This is a genomic window from uncultured Halomonas sp., assembly GCF_947501415.1.
Classification (GTDB): Bacteria; Pseudomonadota; Gammaproteobacteria; order Pseudomonadales; family Halomonadaceae; genus Halomonas.
The window spans coordinates 1-16,335 of sequence record NZ_CANMVL010000031.1; the positions used below are offsets into that span (position 1 = coordinate 1).

Consider the following 16,335-nt stretch of genomic DNA (forward strand, 5'->3'; position numbering starts at 1 on the left):
CCTGAGCCCCGTACAGTACAGGACTCAGGCCTTGGGCGCCGGCTGAACGAACCGTCCAACAATTGGGGGTCAGTTCACCTGGGAGGCAGCGGGGCGCTTTTGCGAACAGCGGTTGCCGTCAGACGTTGCCAACAGCGTCGCTTCGCTGGCGGCTCAGGGCGCCGGGCCGCCCATGACCTCCTCGAGGCGCTCGGGGCTGGGGACCCCCTCGACGCGGTCGACACGGTCACCATCGCGGTAGAGCGTGGTGGGCGTGGCCATGAAACCCAGCGAGTCGAACAGCTGGTTGTTGGCGTAGACCTGCTCCTCGATCTCGCGTGACTGGGGGCCCGCTTCGATCTCGTCGCCCTCGCCGCTGTGGGCGTGAAGGGCGGCGGCGGGGTCCTCGGCACCGAGCAGGGCGGCGGCCTTGGCGGGGCTGTCCGAGGCGAGAACACCGATCATGATATGACGCAGCTGTACCTGGCCGGCCTCGACCCAGGGGCGAGCCTCGTGCCAGAACTGACGACAGTAGGGGCAGTTGGGATCGGTGAAGGTGTAGACGATACGCGCTGCGTCGGGGCTGCCATCGGCGATCCAGTGGCTCGCTTCCAGGTCCTGCCAGACCTCCGCGAACTGGGCGGCTCGCACATGCCTGTCCAGCTGGGGTTCGGAGAGGTTGGTGCCCTCGGCATCGACCAGGGTGCCGATGATGGCGTGCTCGCCGCCCGGCAGCAGGTAGACGGCCACCTCGCCGCGGGAGTGGCTGGCCCCGTAGCCGGTCAGCCCGGCCGGCGCCTCGAACTTGCCATGAATGGTCAGGCCCTGGTCGGTCAGGGCCCGAACGGGTGCCGGCAGGTCGTCGACGCTCGGGGCGTCATTGGCCACGGCGGGGGCCGTGAAGGTCAGGGTCAGCGCCGCGAGGGCAGGCATCCTGAGGAGATGTCGCATGGTTAGGTCCTTGTGCGGTTGTCGTAAAGATCAAGCTACGCTATCTGGGCATCAGGGCTATCGAAGTGAGTTTGGCGGCGGCTTGTCCCCGGCGCCCCTGGGTTCCGTTAACTGCGATAGCCCGGGTCTGGGCGTAGACATCAACGAAGGCGCTCCAGCCCCTGACGAAGGGTGGCCTGGGAGAGCTCGCCGAAATGGGTGTTCACCAGTTGCCCCTCGGCGTCGTAGAACAGCGTGGTCGGCAGGGCCATGGCGCCGGTCACGTCGCCCAGGGCGGTGTGCGCATCGAGCAGCACGTTGTCCAGTTGCAGAGACTGCTCGTCGAGAAAACGGTTCACCAGCGACACGTTCTCGCCCTGGTTGACGAAGGCGAAGGTGATATCGCCGTGGCGGCTCTGGGCCTGTTCGAAGACCGGCATCTCGCGGCGGCAGGGGGGGCACCAGGAGGCCCAGAGGTTGACCACCAGCGGCTTGCCATCACGCCCGGCCAGCTCTGGCAGATCGGTTGGAGCGCCCGCCAGGGTGGTCAGGGGAGTATCGGGGAGCGGGCGGCCCTGCTGCTCGATCAGCAGCAGGGGGCCGGCAGTCAGTCCCCAGGCGAGAAGGCCGGCCAGCAGGGCGCCGCCCAACGGAAGGCGCTGGCGGGGCGAGCGCCACAGTCGCCAGGCGGCGTACCCCAGGCCGGCTGCCAGCCCGCCCACGGGATCGAAGCCGCCATCGCGGATGTCCATCAGCGAGAGGATGCCGTCGTAGCTGCTCCAGTAGCGCGCCACGAATACCAGCCGGGCACCCAAGAGGGCGATCAGAAGCAGGTTGAAGAGCGTGTCGGCCGTGGGGGTGTGATGGCGACGGCCAATCAGCGCCCCGGCCAGCAGGGCGACGCCGAAGGCCAGGATGATCAACAGCTGGCCGATGGAGAAGCCCATGGGGCCCACGGCGATACTCTGGTTCAATGCCTGCATGGGTTCAATGCCTGCATGGGAGCTGCTCCTTGCCAGTGAGTTCGACGGCGTTTACACCGTCGAAGGCCGAGCCTGACAGCCAGTGATTAGCGCTGCATTAACCGGCGCCGCGCTGAGGCGTTATGTCGCAAGGGTGAACAGGCGCCTCAACCTGGCCTAAGCTTCTGGCCTGAGCCTTGACCTTTGTCCAACTGAAGGAACACCCCGCATGCTGCCACGCTCCCCGATGTCATGGCGCCTCCCCATGGTGGCGCTGCTTGCCTCACTGGCCAGCTCCGCGGCACTGGCCGATTCGCTGCGAGTCGAAGGTGCCCATGTGCGCGCCGTGCCGCCGGTTTCGACCACCACGGCCGCCTTTATGGTGCTGCATAATGAAGGGGAAGCCGACCGTTCTCTGGTGGCGGCGAGCACTCCGGCCGCGCGGGTGGCGGAGCTGCACAATCATGTGGATGTCGATGGCGTGATGCAGATGCGCCGGGTCGAGTCGGTTCCGGTACCGGCCGACGCGAGTGTCAGCCTGGCCCCGGGCGGTTATCACCTGATGTTGATCGACCTGGCGGCCCCCTTGCATGAGGGTGACGAGGTGACGCTCAGCCTGACCTTCGATGATGGCCAGACCCTGGAGCTTGAGGCACCGGTGCGGCGTATCGAGACCATGGGGCACTGAACCATGGAGCACTGATCGGCACTGCTGTGCGAATGGGGCTCGAGTCGCTACAATGCGACGAGTCCCGTTTCTTCGTTCTGGAACCCTGTCATGCACTGTCCCTTCTGCGGCACCCACGACACCAAGGTCACCGATTCGCGGCTGGTCGCCGAAGGGGACCAGGTGCGCCGGCGGCGGCAGTGTGTGGCCTGCGGTGAACGCTTCACCACCTACGAGACCGCCGAGCTGATCATGCCGCGGGTGATCAAGGGTGATGGCTCCCGCGAAACCTTCAACGAGCAGAAGATGCGCGCCGGCATGCTGCGCGCGCTTGAGAAACGTCCGGTAAGCGCCGAGGCGATCGAGGCTGCGGTGCAGCGTATTCGTCAGACCCTGCGCGCCCGTGGCGAGCGTGAGGTCCATGCGCGCGATATCGGCGAGGCGGTCATGGCCGCGCTGCGCGGTCTCGATCAGGTGGCCTATATTCGTTTCGCCTCGGTCTATCGACGCTTCCAGGATATCGATGAGTTTCGCGCCGAGATCGAGCGTCTCGCCCAGGACCCCGACCAGACGCCCCCTCGCTGATACGGAGCCCCCATGGCCCACCCTACGCCTTCCGAAGCCTGGATGGCTCGCGCCCTCGAGCTGGCCCAGCGCGGCCTCTACACCACACACCCCAATCCACGTGTGGGCTGTGTGCTGGTCAAGCACGGCCGCCTGGTGGGGGAGGGATACCATGCCCGAGCCGGTGAGCCCCATGCCGAGGTGAACGCTCTGCATGAGGCCGGCGAGAAGGCCCGCGGCGCCACCGCCTATGTGACACTTGAGCCCTGCTCTCATCAGGGGCGTACCGGCCCCTGCGCCGTGGCGTTGGTCGAGGCCGGCGTGGCGCGAGTGGTCGTCGCCATGGAGGATCCAAATCCGGAGGTGGCCGGCCGCGGCGTTGCCCTGCTGCGTGATGCCGGCATTGAGGTGAAGGTCGGCGTGATGGAGGCCCAGGCTCGGGCGCTCAACCCCGGTTTTATCATGCGCATGGATCATAGCCGCCCCTTCGTGCGTCTGAAGATGGCCATGAGTCTCGATGGCCGTACCGCCATGTCCTCCGGCGAGTCACAGTGGATCACCGGCCCCGAGGCACGCCGTCAGGTGCAGCGGCTGCGTGCCCGCTCGAGCGCTGTGCTGACCGGTGTCGAGTCGGTGATCTTCGATAATTCGCGACTCACCGTGCGCGCCGACCAGCTTGGCCTCGACGATGCCGTCACCATCGCCGCTCGCCAGCCGTTGCGGGTGATCGTCGACAGCCACCTGCGGCTGCCCGAAGCGGCGGCCTGCCTTACCGAGCCAGGGCGCACCCTGGTGGTAGCCGTGGAGGGAGCCGAGGAGGAGCGAGTCGAGCGGCTGACCCGTGCCGGGGCAGAAGTGCTGACACTACCCGCCGGCAGCGTGGGGCGAGTCGACCTTGAGGCCCTGTTGCGCCATCTTGCCGAGGTCGAGCAGGCCAATGAGGTACTGCTTGAGACTGGGGCGACCCTGGCCGGCGCCATGCTCGATGCCGGCCTGGTCGACGAGATGCAGCTGTTCGTGGCACCCACTCTGCTCGGCGGCGATGCTCGGCCGCTGTTCCAGCTCGCCGGCATCGAGACCATGGAGCATCAGCGCGGCCTGGATATCCTCGATATCCGCGCCGTGGGGCAGGACTGGCGCATTACCGCCAGGCCGAAGCGCCGTATCAAGGCGCAGGAGTAGCTCGTCATCAGGCACGAGGGGCGCTGGGGGCAAGCCGAAGGGGAGGTCCTATGCCATGGATGGCATCGGTAGCGTACAGGGAGGTATTTACAGCGCCTCCCCGTAGGCTTGCCGCCAGATCAGCCCCGAGCCGGGGGAAGCTATCTACGGCTTCAAGGCCACTTTACTGGCGCCCGTTGCCGCGCCAAGGTACCCTGACGCCGTTTCCGAGGCGAGGCGACGCCGATGGACGACGCGACCGTCGTCACTTGGCAACGCCCGCCGCGTAGAATTTCTGGAGATCTCATGGTGCACGCCACTGCCGGGGGCCTGGCCCCCATCGAGGACCTGATCGAGGATATCCGTCAGGGCAAGATGGTGATCCTGATGGATGATGAGGATCGCGAAAACGAAGGCGACATCATCATGGCCGCCGAGAAGGTTCAGGCCGAGCACATCAACTTCATGGCGCGCCACGCCCGCGGCCTGATTTGCCTGCCGATGACCCGCAGCCGCTGTGAACGGCTCAAGCTGCCGTTGATGGTCAACGACAATGGCTCGGGCTTCGGCACCAAGTTCACTCTCTCCATCGAGGCCGCCGAGGGCGTCACTACTGGCATCTCCGCCGCCGATCGCGCCCGCACCGTCCAGGCCGCCGTGGCTCACGACGCCAAGGCCGAGGATATCGTGCAGCCCGGCCATATCTTCCCGTTGATGGCCGAACCGGGTGGCGTGCTGCGGCGTGCCGGCCACACCGAGGCCGCCTGTGACCTGGCTGCCCTGGCCGGGCTCGACCCCAGTGGCGTGATCTGCGAGATCATGAATGACGATGGCACCATGGCGCGGCGCCCCGAGCTGGAGCGCTTCGCCGAGGAGCACGGCATCAAGATGGGCACCATCGCCGATCTGATCCACTACCGCATCCATAACGAACAGACCGTCGATCATGTGGAAGAGACCCAGGTGTCGACCGCCTTCGGCGACCTGACGCTCCACGTGTTTCGTGACAGCATCCAGGGAGCTCATCATGTGGCGCTGGTCAATGGGCGGCCGAGCCCCGAGGCGCCGACCACGGTGCGCGTGCACCTGGCGGACACCCTGCGAGACCTGCTCTGCCTGCAGAAGGGCGAGGGCGGCCACTGGACCTCTCATGAGGCCATCGCCGAGGTGGCTCGCAGCGAGCGTGGCGTCTTCGTGCTGCTCGATCAGGGGCGGCCGGGACTCGACCTCCGCGACCAGCTGGATACCTTCCTGGAGCGTCGCCGTGCCCCGCGTACCAGCGACTCGGACGGTGCCGGCAACTACCTGACCATCGGTACCGGTTCGCAGATCCTGCGCCATCTCGGCGTCGGCCAGATGCGGTTGCTCAGCTCCCCGTGGAAGTTCTCGGCGCTATCCGGCTTCGATCTGGAAGTGGTGGAGCGGCTGGGGCCCGAGGATGTGGCGGCTGGCGGTGTTGGGGCGGCCGGCGAGTGAGCCGATGCCCTAGCGGCATGCCCGACGCCACCTTGCAGCATTTTGTATCCGCACTCCCATTCAATATTCTCGTTTAACATTCTCATTCAACACCAGGCGCGGATCGACCGCGCCAGTGAGTCTCAGCAGGAAACCGACATGGAACCCATTTCTCAAGTGGAAGGCAGCTTCGTCGACGTCGACGGGCGCTATGTGATCGTGGTGGGCCGTTTCAACCACCATGTGGTGGACAGCCTGGTAGAGGGCGCCGTAGACATCCTGGTGCGCCATGGCGTCGATGCCGAGAACATCGATATCGTCCATGTGCCCGGTGCCTGGGAGCTGCCGCTGGCGGTCAAGCAGGTCCTCAAGGCGGCACGCCCCGAGGCTGTCATCGCCCTCGGCGCGGTGATCCGTGGTGGTACACCGCATTTCGAATATGTGGCCGGCGGGTGCAATTCGGCCCTGGGAACTCTGCAGCTGGAGTTCGAGACGCCCATTGCCAACGGCGTGCTCACCGTCAACTCCATCGAGCAGGCCATCGAGCGTTCCGGCACCAAGGCCGGCAACAAGGGGGCAGAGGCAGCCATGGCAGCCATGGAGATGGTGTCGCTGATGCGCCAGCTTGGCGGCGGCGTCGAGGAGGAGGCATGAGCCGCGATCGCGCGCCTTCCAAGGCGCAGCAGTCGCGTCGTGCCGCTCGCGAGCTGGCGGTGCAGTGTCTCTACCAATGGCAGCTGACCGGCAAGTCGATGAGCGCGGTGGAGGCGGAGTTCCGCAGCCAGCTGGCCGATGATGACCTCGAGGATCACGAGAATTGGCACAAGGTCATGGGGATCGCCGACCTGGCCCTGTTCCATGAACTGGTGCACAACGTGTCCCGCTTCCGTGCCGATCTGGATGCCTCCATCGCGCCGCTGCTCGACCGCAAGCTCGAGGAGCTCGACGCCATCGAACTGGCCATCCTGCGCCTGGGTGCCTATGAGCTCTCACGTCGCCTGGAGGTGCCGTATCGTGTGGCGATCAACGAGGGGGTCGAGCTGGCCAAGTCGTTCGGTGCCACCGACGGCCACAAGTACGTCAACAGCATCCTCGACAAGCTTGCCGGGCGCCTGCGCGGCGCCGAGGTAGCCGCCCGCCGCCGCTGAAGGGTGACCGGATGCACAGCGAATTCGAACTCATCGCACGCCATTTTACCCCCGCCACGCCCGGCCCCGAGTCCGGTGTGGTCCTGGGGGTGGGCGATGATTGTGCGCTGCTGGCCCCCACCCCGGGTCGGCGGCTGGCGGTGAGCGTCGACACCTCGGTGCTCGGGGTTCACTTTCCGCCCGGGGCGCCCCCCGCAGCGGTCGGCCATCGCGCCCTGGCGGTGAGCCTCTCCGATCTAGCCGCCATGGGAGCCAGGCCGCGCTGGTGCTTCATGGCGCTCACTCTCGAGGAGAATGATGACGCCTGGCTGGAGAGCTTTTCACGCGGTTTCCTGGCGCTCTGCGAGGAAACCGGCACCAGCCTGACCGGCGGCGATATCACCCGTGGTCAACTGGCCATCGGCGTCACCGTGATGGGGGAGGTGTCACCCGAGGCGGCCATCAGCCGGAGCGGTGGTCGTCCCGGTGACCTGCTGGCGGTGACCGGGGCTCTGGGCGGTGGCGCCGGTGGCCTGGCCGCCTGGCAGGCGGGCGAGCGTGACCTCGCGCACCCGTTGCTTCGGCGCTATCTCGCCCCCCAGCCGCGGCTGGCAGCCGGCCAGGCTCTGGCCGGTCTGGCCACGGCCGGTCTCGATATCTCCGATGGGCTGTTGGCCGATCTGGGGCATATCCTTGAGCAGTCAGGTGGCGGTGCACACCTCGAGCCCGACGCTCTGCCGATGGCCGAAGGGCTGGTCGAGGCGCTGGGCGAGGAGGGCGCACGCCAAGCGGCCCTGACCGGCGGTGACGATTATGAGCTGCTGGTGTGCCTGCCCCCCGAGCATCTGGAGGCGGCCCGGTCATGCCTGGCGGGGCTGTCACTCCCCCTTACGGTGGTCGGTCGGCTCACGGATACCGCCGGCGTAAGCGGTGTGACGACGACCCAGCGCACCGGTTGGCAGCATTTCCATGCTGCTGGCCAGGGAGGCACTTCATGAATCGGGCCCCATCCAGTGTCTGGCATCGTCCATCGCACTTCCTGGCCTTCGGCCTCGGCAGCGGTGCCGTGCCCTGGGCGCCGGGTACCTTCGGCACCCTGGCGGCCATCCCCTTCTACTGGTTGCTCTCCGAACTGCCGCTCTCCTGGTATTGGGGCGTCGTCGTCATCGCCTTTGTCTGGGGCGTATGGCTATGTGAGAAGACCTCCTGCGACCTCGGTGTCCACGACCATTCGGGCATCGTCTGGGACGAGTTCGTGGGTTACTGGATCACCATGGCGGCCATCCCCTTCTCGTGGGAGTCGGCGCTCTGGGGGTTCCTGATCTTCCGGGTGTTCGACGTGATCAAGCCATTTCCCATTCGCTGGGCCGATCGTCGAGTGGCCGGCGGCTTCGGTATCATGATCGACGATGTTCTCGCCGGCATCTTCGCCGGGAGCCTCATGCACCTCTGGTTCTGGCTACACTAGGGTTCTGGCTACACTAGGGTTCTGGCTACACTAGACTCTGAGACCAGAGCGTAATCGGTACCGCGGTGGTTTCGGATGCCCGGGTGCCGCAGGGAAGGGAGTCACCATGCGCAAGGAACGACTCATCGTGCCACTGGTGGTGGGGCTGGCGCTGCTATGGGCCGTTGCCCAGTATGCCGCCTCGCTGCTCTTCGAGCGCGAATTGCTGCGTATGCTGAACGACCTGGAAGCACGCGGTGAACTGGTGGTCGAGCGTGTCGCCGTTGAGCGTGGCTGGCTCTCCTCGTCGGGGCGCGTTGTGATCGCCCCCCTGCTGGGCGATGACTGGCAGCTCGCCTTTACCTACTCTGCCCGCCATGGGGTGCTCAGTACCCGGCTGGATGGCGAGCTTCAACCCACCCTGGGGCCGGAGCAGCAGCGCCTGTTCGGTGACGCCCTGCCATCCTCGGCGCCCCGCTGGCATGCTCGTTATCAGACTCTGGGGGGGACACTCGAAGGCAGTATCGGACTGTCGCCCTTCGTGATTCATCAGCAGGAGCGTGAGCTCGACTTCCAGGGCGGTCAGGTGACTTTCGGTGGCCAGTATGGCGACTGGTGGCTGCGTGCCAGGCTCAAGCCGCTGCGCCTCAGTGATGGTGACACTACCCTGGAGGCGGGACCTTCGAGCCTCGAGAGCCGCTACGCCTATACCGCGGATGCCTACCACTTCACCCAGCATGACCTGCTGCATCTTGACCAGCTCACCTGGCGTCAGCCGGGGCTGGTGCTCGATGGCAGCGAGCTTGACTATCGAAGTCGCATGGAGCTCGATGACAGCGAGCTGCGCATCGAGGGTGAGCTTGTCCTGGGGGAGCTGGTGGCCGCCGAGCAGGTGCTGCTGACCGGCCGGGTGGAGGCGCAGCTCTCGCGTCTGCATGCCGAGGCCCTGCGGACGCTGCTCAGCCGGCTGCGCGAGGAGGTGATGATGGGAGGCAGCGACACCCCGACGCCCCGCGAACTGATCGAGCGGCTGGAGCCGGAGTTCAAGGCCCTGCTGCAGGACTCGCCGCGTCTGGACATCAGCAGAGTGGATCTCGACAGCCCCATGCTCGGTGTTTCCGCCGAGGGGGAGGGGGTGCTGATCTTCGACCCACGACGCCTCGATGAGCTCAGGGTCGCTCGCCTCGATGACCCCGATGAGCAGGCCCGTTGGCGCCGCCGCCTCGACGGCGATTTTGTCTGGCGTGATGTACCCACCGTGGTAGCCCTGTGGCTGGGTCTGCCGTTGAGTACCCAGGAGTTGGCGGTGGACGTCATTCGCGGCAAGGTGCGCGTCAATGGCCGCCCTTTGCCGCCGCTCTGGCGCTGACGGCGGGTCGCCAGGCTTGAAGTTCCGGCTCGTCGCCCGCATCCCTACAAGCATTGGCTTAAGAACATTGGCACAAGCCCAACCGCTTGGACAGGGAGACACCATGAGTGATGAACAGGACCGTCACGATACGGATGAGCCGGAGTGGATTCGCCACGGGCAGGGCGAGGATCTCGACCTCGGTGAAGAGCAGGGTGACAGCAAGCACTCCGTCGTGCCGGCCCGCGAGGCGTTGCCCGAGCGAATCTATCTGCTGCCCATCCACAACCGCCCCTTCTTTCCCGCCCAGGTGCAGCCGCTGGTCATCAACCGCGAGCGCTGGGACGAGACGATCGAGCGTGTCGCCAAGACCCCTCACCACACCGTGGGCCTTGCCTTCGTTGGTGAAGGCGCCTCGGAAGGAATGGCCGATGGCGACTTCCCCGAGATCGGCACCGCGGTCAAGATGCACAAGCTGCAGGGCGAGGAGGACCAGCTGCAGTTCATCGCCCAGGGCCTGCAGCGCTTCAAGATCCAGCGCTGGATCTCCCGGGAGCCGCCCTATCTGGTGGAGGTGAGCTACCCGCGGGAGCCGGTGGACGCCGAGGCCGACGAGGCCCGCGCCTACGCCATGTCGCTGATCAACGGCATCAAGGAGCTGTTGCCGATCAACCCGCTCTATGGCGAGGAGCTCAAGCACTACCTCAATCGCTTCAGCCCCCACGAGCCGGGCCCTCTCACCGACTTCGCCGCTGCCATCACCTCGGCCAAGGGACACGAGCTGCAGGACGTGCTGGCCACTCTGCCGGTGCTCGCCCGTATGCAGAAGGTGCTGCCGCTGCTGCGCAAGGAGATTGAGGTCGCCCAGCTGCAGAGCGAGATCAGCGACCAGGTCAATGCCCAGATGCAGGAGCGCCAGCGCGAGTTCTTCCTGCGCGAGCAGCTCAAGGTGATCCAGCGGGAGCTGGGTATCTCCAAGGATGATCGCGAAAGCGATGTCGACACCTTCCGCGAGCGCCTGGAGAGTCTGGTGGTGCCCCCCAAGGTGCTGACCCGCATCGAGGAGGAGCTCGACAAGCTGGCCATGCTCGAGACCGGCTCACCGGAGTATGGCACCACCCGCAACTACCTCGACTGGCTGACCAGCATGCCGTGGGGAGTGCGCAGCCAGGACCAGCTCGACCTGGCCCATGCGCGCAAGGTGCTCGATCGCGATCATGACGGCCTGGCCGACGTCAAGGAGCGCATCGTCGAGTTCCTCGCCGAGGGCACCTTCAAGGGTGACGTGGGCGGCTCCATCGTGCTGCTGGTGGGCCCGCCCGGGGTGGGCAAGACCTCCGTCGGCCGCTCCATCGCCGAGGCCCTGGGGCGCGAGTTCTATCGTTTCTCGGTGGGCGGCATGCGCGACGAGGCGGAGATCAAGGGGCATCGGCGTACCTATATCGGTGCCATGCCCGGCAAGCTGGCCCAGGCCCTCAAGGAGGTCGAGGTCGAGAACCCGGTGATCATGCTCGACGAGATCGACAAGATGGGGCAGTCCTTCCAGGGTGATCCCGCCTCGGCGCTGCTCGAGGTGCTCGACCCTGAGCAGAACGTCGACTTTCTCGATCACTACCTGGATGTTCGCCTGGACCTCTCCAAGGTGCTCTTCGTCTGTACCGCCAATACCCCGGACTCGATTCCGCCGGCGCTGCTCGACCGTATGGAGCAGATCCGCCTCTCCGGCTACATCGCCGAGGAGAAGGTGGCCATCGCCAAGCACCATCTGTGGCCTAAGCTGCTCAAGCGCGCCAACATACCCAGGAAGAGCATCAACCTCACCGACGCGGCGCTGCGCCAGGTGATCGAGGGCTACGCCCGCGAGGCCGGGGTGCGCCAGCTCGAGAAGCAGCTCCACCGCATCGTGCGCAAGGCGGCGGTCAAGCTGCTGGAGAATGACCAGCAGTCGGCGAAGGTGTCGGTGAAGAACCTCGAGGAGTACCTGGGGGCGCCGCTGTTCCGCAAGGAGCAGGTGCTCAAGGGCGAAGGAGTGGTCACCGGCCTGGCCTGGACCTCCATGGGCGGTGCCACCCTGCCCATCGAGGCGGGCAAGGTGCACTCCCTGACACGCGGCTTCAAGCTGACCGGCAAGTTGGGCGAGGTGATGCAGGAGTCGGCCAACATCGCCTACAGCTATGTGCTCGGTCACCTGGCCGAATATGGCGCCGACGCCGACTTCTTCGACTCCGCCTTCGTGCACCTGCACGTGCCGGAAGGCGCCACCCCCAAGGATGGTCCCTCGGCGGGCGTCACCATGACCACCGCGCTGCTGTCCTTGGCCAGGCACCAGGCTATCGAGCGCAGCCTGGCGATGACCGGCGAGCTGACGCTGACCGGCCATGTGCTGCCGGTGGGGGGAATCCGCGAGAAGGTGATTGCCGCTCGGCGCAGTGGCATCTTCGAGGTGATCCTGCCTGACGCCAACCGCCGCGATTACGATGAGTTGCCCGAGCACCTCAAGGAGGGGATCAGCGTACACTTCGCCAAGCGTTACCAGGACGTGGCCAAGGTGGTATTCGGCTGACCGGAGGCGGGCACCCTCCTGGGGGTCTGACCCCCAGGGGGATCCAGCGGTATGCCAACCCCGGGTCGGTGGAGCACCGATGCCGGGGTTACTCATGAAAGGGGTATCCCCATGAAACATTTGGTAGCGGCCGGCGCCGTGGTGCTAGGCCTGATGCTCGATGCCGCGACCTCACCTTCCACTACGAGCTCGCCGATCCCGGCCAGACGCTAGCTTTCTCCTTCTCCTTCCGCTTCTCCTTCCGCTTCCGCCTGGCAGCGGGCGAGTGCCTTGCGGTGGGGTGAAATGTGACTTTTCGTCCTGACCGAGTGGGAGGGTGTGATCAAGGTGTTACGATTGGTCATGACTAATGTGTAGATTGGTAGGGTAGAGTAACTGAGGAGCCTGGGGCGCACCAAGATGCTGCGCTCACCGGTGGGGGGGATCAAGGGAATGAGTAACCTGTTCGGCAAGAAGATACTGGTAGTCGATGACGCGGAGGCAGACAGGATGCTGGTTTCCACGTTTTTACGCCGACTTGGATGCCGTGTCTTTTTTGCGCATGACGGTGTCGATGGTGTGCACAAGGCCAGACTGATTCGGCCTGACGCCATACTCATGGACCTGGATATGCCTAACTGCAATGGTTTCGATGCCTGTAAGTTGATTGTAGAGGATCCAAGAACTCAGCATGCGCCAGTACTGTTCATTTCTGGTTATGCGACGGCGGAAGATAAAATCAAAGGTTTGATATCAGGCGCTGTTGACTATATCGCCAAGCCCTTCGTCTTCGATGAGGTCATGCTTCGAATCGCCATTCACTTGAAAGTCAGCGATGCTGAGCCATGCCGCGGAAGCGAGAGTGGCGAGAGTGGCGAGAGTGGCGAGAGTGGCGGCAAGGGTAATAATCAGTCAGAGAGTCATGATTCTCGCGACGAGATACTGTTTCGTAGTGCACAAATACATCTTCTCAAGGCTCTCGACAAGGCACCGGGTCTTCATGAGCTGGCCCGGCAGGTCGGGACCAACTCAAAACAGCTGAATCACTCCTTCAAGGCCTGTGTAGGAATGACGGTTTACGAATACCTTCGTGAAGAGAGGATGAAGGAGGCGAGGAAGTTGCTCTCTTCCACGAGTATTTCCATCTCAGAGATCGCGACAACTATCGGTTTCAGTAGCGTGGGCACCTTCTCCACAGCCTTCAAGGAGCGGTTTGGTAGTCCTCCCTCAAGGTTCAGGAAGCAGGAGAGGCTTGTCTGACATGCGGGTATCTTCATGCTTTAAGGCTCTTGTTTTCCGCTGTATCTCCTGCATTCTGGTTGCCTTGACAACCCTTTCCTGGCTTGTCGGAGCCCAGGCAGCTTCAGAGCCGATTGGCGACCACGATGAAAAAGCCGCCGTGATAGACCTGAATGTGATATCGCCCACGGATAACCTGGCGCTTGACATGCTGGGTTTCGATGTGGTGGAAGAGGGGCATCTCTCGCTGAGCGAAGCCATGCATAGCGGTCGCTGGCAGCAGGTGGGAGAGAACGTTCGAATTCTCGAAAGACCGCGGCAATACTCCACGCTTTGGCTCCAGGCCCGGCTGACCAACACCAGCGACGAACATCTGGTGCGCTGGCTCAGTCTTACACCTTGGCGACTCAACGAGGTCAATGCGTGGCTGGTCGATCCCGAAAGCTTCGAGACGATAAAAGAGATGGCGACAGGTCTTTCAGTTCCGATAGGCAACAGAGAGGTCGACAGTAACAAGGCAACCATTCCGGTAGCACTCTCGCCTGGCGAGAGCCTGCTGTTGGTGATGAGAGTCTTCTCAGATAGCCGCCCTTTCCTGGATATCAACGGCTGGGAGCCAGTTGCCTTCGCCATGAGCGAGATGGCCGAGAGGCAGTTTCATTCCATGTTGCTGGCGGCAGTATTAACGCTGTTCGCTGTGCTGCTGGTGACCTTCGACCTTCGCTACCTCTTGCTGGGCGTCTGGCTGGTTGTGATCTTCATCTTCGAGTCCGAGAAGGAGGGTTATATAAGCCAAGTGCTGATCCGTGGCCTGTTCGACTATTCGGCTAACCTTCGCTTCTCTACCTGGATACTCACGGAGGCGCTTTTTCTTGTTGCTTCAGTCTATATTCTGGGTGTTAACAAGGTTAAGCCATGGCGATACCTTACGCCGGTAGTATTTATGGTGTCTGCGGCATTTGCTGTGCTGACGTTCCTGCTCAATGGAGTCGTCATTCGCCATATGGGAAACGCCATTGATCTGAGCTTTTCCCTGGCGTGGCTGGCGATGATTCCGGCGGCGCTTCGTGTCGATAGAAAGTGGCAGCTTGCACTGCTTGGCACGCTTTCGCTTTGGTGGATAGCGTCTAATTTTATCTTGATTGGTTATATAACCAATCTTTACTACACGGCCTCGTTCGCAGAATTAAAAATATTTGCAGGCAGTGCCATCGTACTCTCTCTGATTCTGATATATGCAAGACAGAAGCGCGATTATGAAATGGTTCTCGAGAGAAGGTTAAGGGAGAGCGAGCGTGATCAGCGTGAGAAGCTGGAAGGGGTAGTGGCACGTCGTACTCATGATCTTAACCTGGCGCTCGATAATGCAATTCGGGCAGATGAGGAAAAGACGCTGTTTATTGGGCATGTTTCTCATGATTTAAAGTCACCACTGACAGCCATCAGTGGCTATGCACAATTGTTATTTGATGAAGATGATAAAGTTGCTGCCAAAGGTCGGATTATTCACTCAAGTGCCGCCCATATGGATAAGCTAGTTGAACGACTGATCGATTATGCGAGGGGCGTCGCTTCTCACAAGGAAAGGCTGTCTCATATTCATGTCGAGAGCTTCTTTTCCGCTATTTCCCAAGAGGCGATGGTGCTGGCAAGGAAAAATAGTAACCGCTTTTCCATGACCGTCAAGGCGGATGGATTTCCCTTTGTGCGCTGTGATGACGTCTCCTTGCGCCAAGTCGTCGTCAATCTTATCGATAACGCCGCCAAGTATACGTCGTCAGGCCATATCTCTCTTGAAGTTGTCTGCCGTGAAGCGATGAGCCCCACAGGGCGCACCATGTTGGAAATGACGCTAAAGGATTCCGGAATCGGCATTTCTCGGGAGGCGCAGAGCCGCCTCTTCGAGCCCTTTTCACGCGAGTCACGACATGGCAAGGGCTCGGGTCTGGGCCTGGCCATTGTCAAGGATCTGGTAGCCTCGATGGCAGGGGAGCTTGCTCTCCATAGTGAGCTAGGCAAAGGCACCGAGGTAAATGTTCTCATCCCCGTCGAGATCGGTGACGAGGGAAGTCAATCGAGTGCGGCGGTCTCAATGCCGAAAGCCTTGCTGCCCGCTTACCATGCCGGTGGGTTGACGGCTTGGGTAGTAGAGGACTCACCGCCTATCCTCGAGCTTCTCTGTGGTGACCTCTCCGCTATGGGCTTTCACGTAAAAGGTTTTCAGAGTGGTGAAGAGGCTATTGCGGCCATGCAGAGCGCCGATGCGATGCCCGCCTTGATCGTGACAGACTACCGCGTGCAGAGTGTCCTGGGTGATGAGGTGCTCATGGCGGCCAAGGATAGGAATGCCTTGGTCCCCGTGGTTCTGATCTCGGCGATGTGGAGCGTGTTGAGGAGTCGAGAGCGCCAAGGAGAGCTGAAAGGAGAGCAGGAAGGAGGTGGGTATGAATATGATGCGTTACTTTATAAACCAATTGATCTAATTAATTTTCGGCGTGAAGTGGCCCGAGTCTGTGTTCTTGAGCCTCTCCAGCAACCGCCCATGAAGGAAGCTGCCATCGACAAGGAGAGCCCCCCTGATATAGAGCGGTTGAAAGAGCTTGTTAAGCTGGGAGCCGTCAGCGATATCCTCGACTGGTGCGATGTCTTTTCAGTTACGTTCCCGAACAAGAAAGGCCTTGCACGCAGCTTGAGACGTCACGCAGAGCGAGGTGAATTCTCCGCCATAAGCGAAGCCATAGAGCACCTTGACTAGGCCTTGTCTGCAAAGTTGGCGTGTGAAGGTCAGACAAGGAAAAAACTAGTGAAAAGATCAGGAACCACTCGCGCTGGGTCACTTTCTTCTTGTTCTGGCGCTCTGTCCTGGTGAAAGAGACCTGTTGCACCGAGTGGTTCGGTCAGGTGGTGGGGTCGC

The 16,335-nt window shown here is 63.0% G+C and carries 14 protein-coding genes; 12 read left to right on the forward strand and 2 right to left on the reverse strand.

Annotation, left to right across the window (positions count from 1 at the left end; all coding sequences use genetic code 11):
- Positions 1–153 precede the first annotated feature (153 nt).
- Together dsbG and Q0894_RS14690 are read right to left on the reverse strand one after the other, a co-directional pair.
- A complete protein-coding gene (gene dsbG, locus Q0894_RS14685) occupies positions 154–930 on the reverse strand; it encodes a thiol:disulfide interchange protein DsbG (RefSeq protein WP_299236703.1) in 777 nt (258 codons plus the stop codon).
- A 140-nt stretch (positions 931–1,070) separates the two neighbouring features.
- The gene (locus tag Q0894_RS14690; protein ID WP_299236705.1) at positions 1,071–1,892 is read right to left on the reverse strand and encodes a TlpA disulfide reductase family protein; all 822 of its coding nucleotides are present in this window, start codon (positions 1,890–1,892) and stop codon (positions 1,071–1,073) included.
- Positions 1,893–2,100: 208 nt separating this feature from the next.
- Between Q0894_RS14690 and Q0894_RS14695 the strand changes: the two genes are divergently transcribed.
- The 12 genes from Q0894_RS14695 to Q0894_RS14750 all read left to right on the forward strand — a co-directional run bounded on the left by Q0894_RS14695 (position 2,101) and on the right by Q0894_RS14750 (position 16,176).
- Positions 2,101–2,559: a copper chaperone PCu(A)C gene (locus Q0894_RS14695; protein ID WP_299236707.1), complete on the forward strand. Its 459-nt coding sequence runs from the start codon at positions 2,101–2,103 to the stop codon at positions 2,557–2,559.
- A gap of 90 nt (positions 2,560–2,649) precedes the next feature.
- Entirely contained in the window at positions 2,650–3,123 is a 474-nt protein-coding gene (gene nrdR / locus Q0894_RS14700; protein ID WP_132043113.1) for a transcriptional regulator NrdR, read from the forward strand.
- 12 nt (positions 3,124–3,135) lie between these two features.
- Positions 3,136–4,284, forward strand: a complete 1,149-nt coding sequence (gene ribD / locus Q0894_RS14705; protein ID WP_299236709.1) for a bifunctional diaminohydroxyphosphoribosylaminopyrimidine deaminase/5-amino-6-(5-phosphoribosylamino)uracil reductase RibD — start codon at positions 3,136–3,138, stop codon at positions 4,282–4,284.
- Positions 4,285–4,569: 285 nt separating this feature from the next.
- Positions 4,570–5,739 (forward strand): bifunctional 3,4-dihydroxy-2-butanone-4-phosphate synthase/GTP cyclohydrolase II, encoded by a 1,170-nt coding sequence (ribBA, locus tag Q0894_RS14710; RefSeq protein WP_299236711.1) that lies wholly within the window; start codon positions 4,570–4,572, stop codon positions 5,737–5,739.
- Between the two features lie 138 nt (positions 5,740–5,877).
- Positions 5,878–6,372, forward strand: coding sequence for a 6,7-dimethyl-8-ribityllumazine synthase (gene ribE, locus Q0894_RS14715; RefSeq protein ID WP_132041268.1), 495 nt, complete (start codon positions 5,878–5,880; stop codon positions 6,370–6,372).
- Complete coding sequence (nusB, locus tag Q0894_RS14720) at positions 6,369–6,866, forward strand: transcription antitermination factor NusB (protein WP_299236713.1); 498 nt, start codon at positions 6,369–6,371, stop codon at positions 6,864–6,866. The genes ribE and nusB overlap by 4 nt, the downstream gene beginning before the upstream one ends.
- An 11-nt stretch (positions 6,867–6,877) precedes the next feature.
- The gene (gene thiL, locus Q0894_RS14725) at positions 6,878–7,843 is read left to right on the forward strand and encodes a thiamine-phosphate kinase (RefSeq protein WP_299236716.1); all 966 of its coding nucleotides are present in this window, start codon (positions 6,878–6,880) and stop codon (positions 7,841–7,843) included.
- Positions 7,840–8,313 carry a phosphatidylglycerophosphatase A gene (locus Q0894_RS14730; RefSeq protein ID WP_299236718.1) on the forward strand — a complete coding sequence of 158 codons (474 nt, stop codon included), beginning with the start codon at positions 7,840–7,842 and terminating at the stop codon, positions 8,311–8,313. Before thiL ends, Q0894_RS14730 begins: the two co-directional genes overlap by 4 nt.
- Before the next feature lie 106 nt (positions 8,314–8,419).
- Positions 8,420–9,661 (forward strand): DUF945 family protein, encoded by a 1,242-nt coding sequence (locus Q0894_RS14735; RefSeq protein WP_299236720.1) that lies wholly within the window; start codon positions 8,420–8,422, stop codon positions 9,659–9,661.
- 103 nt (positions 9,662–9,764) lie between these two features.
- On the forward strand, positions 9,765–12,203 hold the full coding sequence (gene lon / locus Q0894_RS14740) for an endopeptidase La (protein WP_299236722.1): 2,439 nt from the start codon (positions 9,765–9,767) through the stop codon (positions 12,201–12,203).
- Positions 12,204–12,635: 432 nt separating this feature from the next.
- The gene (locus Q0894_RS14745; RefSeq protein ID WP_299236724.1) at positions 12,636–13,442 is read left to right on the forward strand and encodes a DNA-binding response regulator; all 807 of its coding nucleotides are present in this window, start codon (positions 12,636–12,638) and stop codon (positions 13,440–13,442) included.
- A gap of 1 nt (position 13,443) precedes the next feature.
- Positions 13,444–16,176, forward strand: coding sequence for an ATP-binding protein (locus Q0894_RS14750; protein WP_299236781.1), 2,733 nt, complete (start codon positions 13,444–13,446; stop codon positions 16,174–16,176).
- Positions 16,177–16,335 lie beyond the last annotated feature (159 nt).

What these genes read in the sequence shown, in the direction of transcription:
- Q0894_RS14735 (WP_299236720.1), top strand. Translation starts at nt 8,420, where the DNA reads ATGCGCAAGGAACGACTCATCGTGCCACTGGTGGTGGGGCTGGCGCTG.
- Q0894_RS14690 (WP_299236705.1), bottom strand. Translation starts at nt 1,892, where the DNA reads ATGCAGGCATTGAACCAGAGTATCGCCGTGGGCCCCATGGGCTTCTCC.
- Q0894_RS14750 (WP_299236781.1), top strand. Translation starts at nt 13,444, where the DNA reads ATGCGGGTATCTTCATGCTTTAAGGCTCTTGTTTTCCGCTGTATCTCC.
- lon (WP_299236722.1), top strand. Translation starts at nt 9,765, where the DNA reads ATGAGTGATGAACAGGACCGTCACGATACGGATGAGCCGGAGTGGATT.
- Q0894_RS14695 (WP_299236707.1), top strand. Translation starts at nt 2,101, where the DNA reads ATGCTGCCACGCTCCCCGATGTCATGGCGCCTCCCCATGGTGGCGCTG.
- ribBA (WP_299236711.1), top strand. Translation starts at nt 4,570, where the DNA reads ATGGTGCACGCCACTGCCGGGGGCCTGGCCCCCATCGAGGACCTGATC.
- nusB (WP_299236713.1), top strand. Translation starts at nt 6,369, where the DNA reads ATGAGCCGCGATCGCGCGCCTTCCAAGGCGCAGCAGTCGCGTCGTGCC.
- Q0894_RS14730 (WP_299236718.1), top strand. Translation starts at nt 7,840, where the DNA reads ATGAATCGGGCCCCATCCAGTGTCTGGCATCGTCCATCGCACTTCCTG.
- ribD (WP_299236709.1), top strand. Translation starts at nt 3,136, where the DNA reads ATGGCCCACCCTACGCCTTCCGAAGCCTGGATGGCTCGCGCCCTCGAG.
- ribE (WP_132041268.1), top strand. Translation starts at nt 5,878, where the DNA reads ATGGAACCCATTTCTCAAGTGGAAGGCAGCTTCGTCGACGTCGACGGG.
- thiL (WP_299236716.1), top strand. Translation starts at nt 6,878, where the DNA reads ATGCACAGCGAATTCGAACTCATCGCACGCCATTTTACCCCCGCCACG.
- nrdR (WP_132043113.1), top strand. Translation starts at nt 2,650, where the DNA reads ATGCACTGTCCCTTCTGCGGCACCCACGACACCAAGGTCACCGATTCG.
- Q0894_RS14745 (WP_299236724.1), top strand. Translation starts at nt 12,636, where the DNA reads ATGAGTAACCTGTTCGGCAAGAAGATACTGGTAGTCGATGACGCGGAG.
- dsbG (WP_299236703.1), bottom strand. Translation starts at nt 930, where the DNA reads ATGCGACATCTCCTCAGGATGCCTGCCCTCGCGGCGCTGACCCTGACC.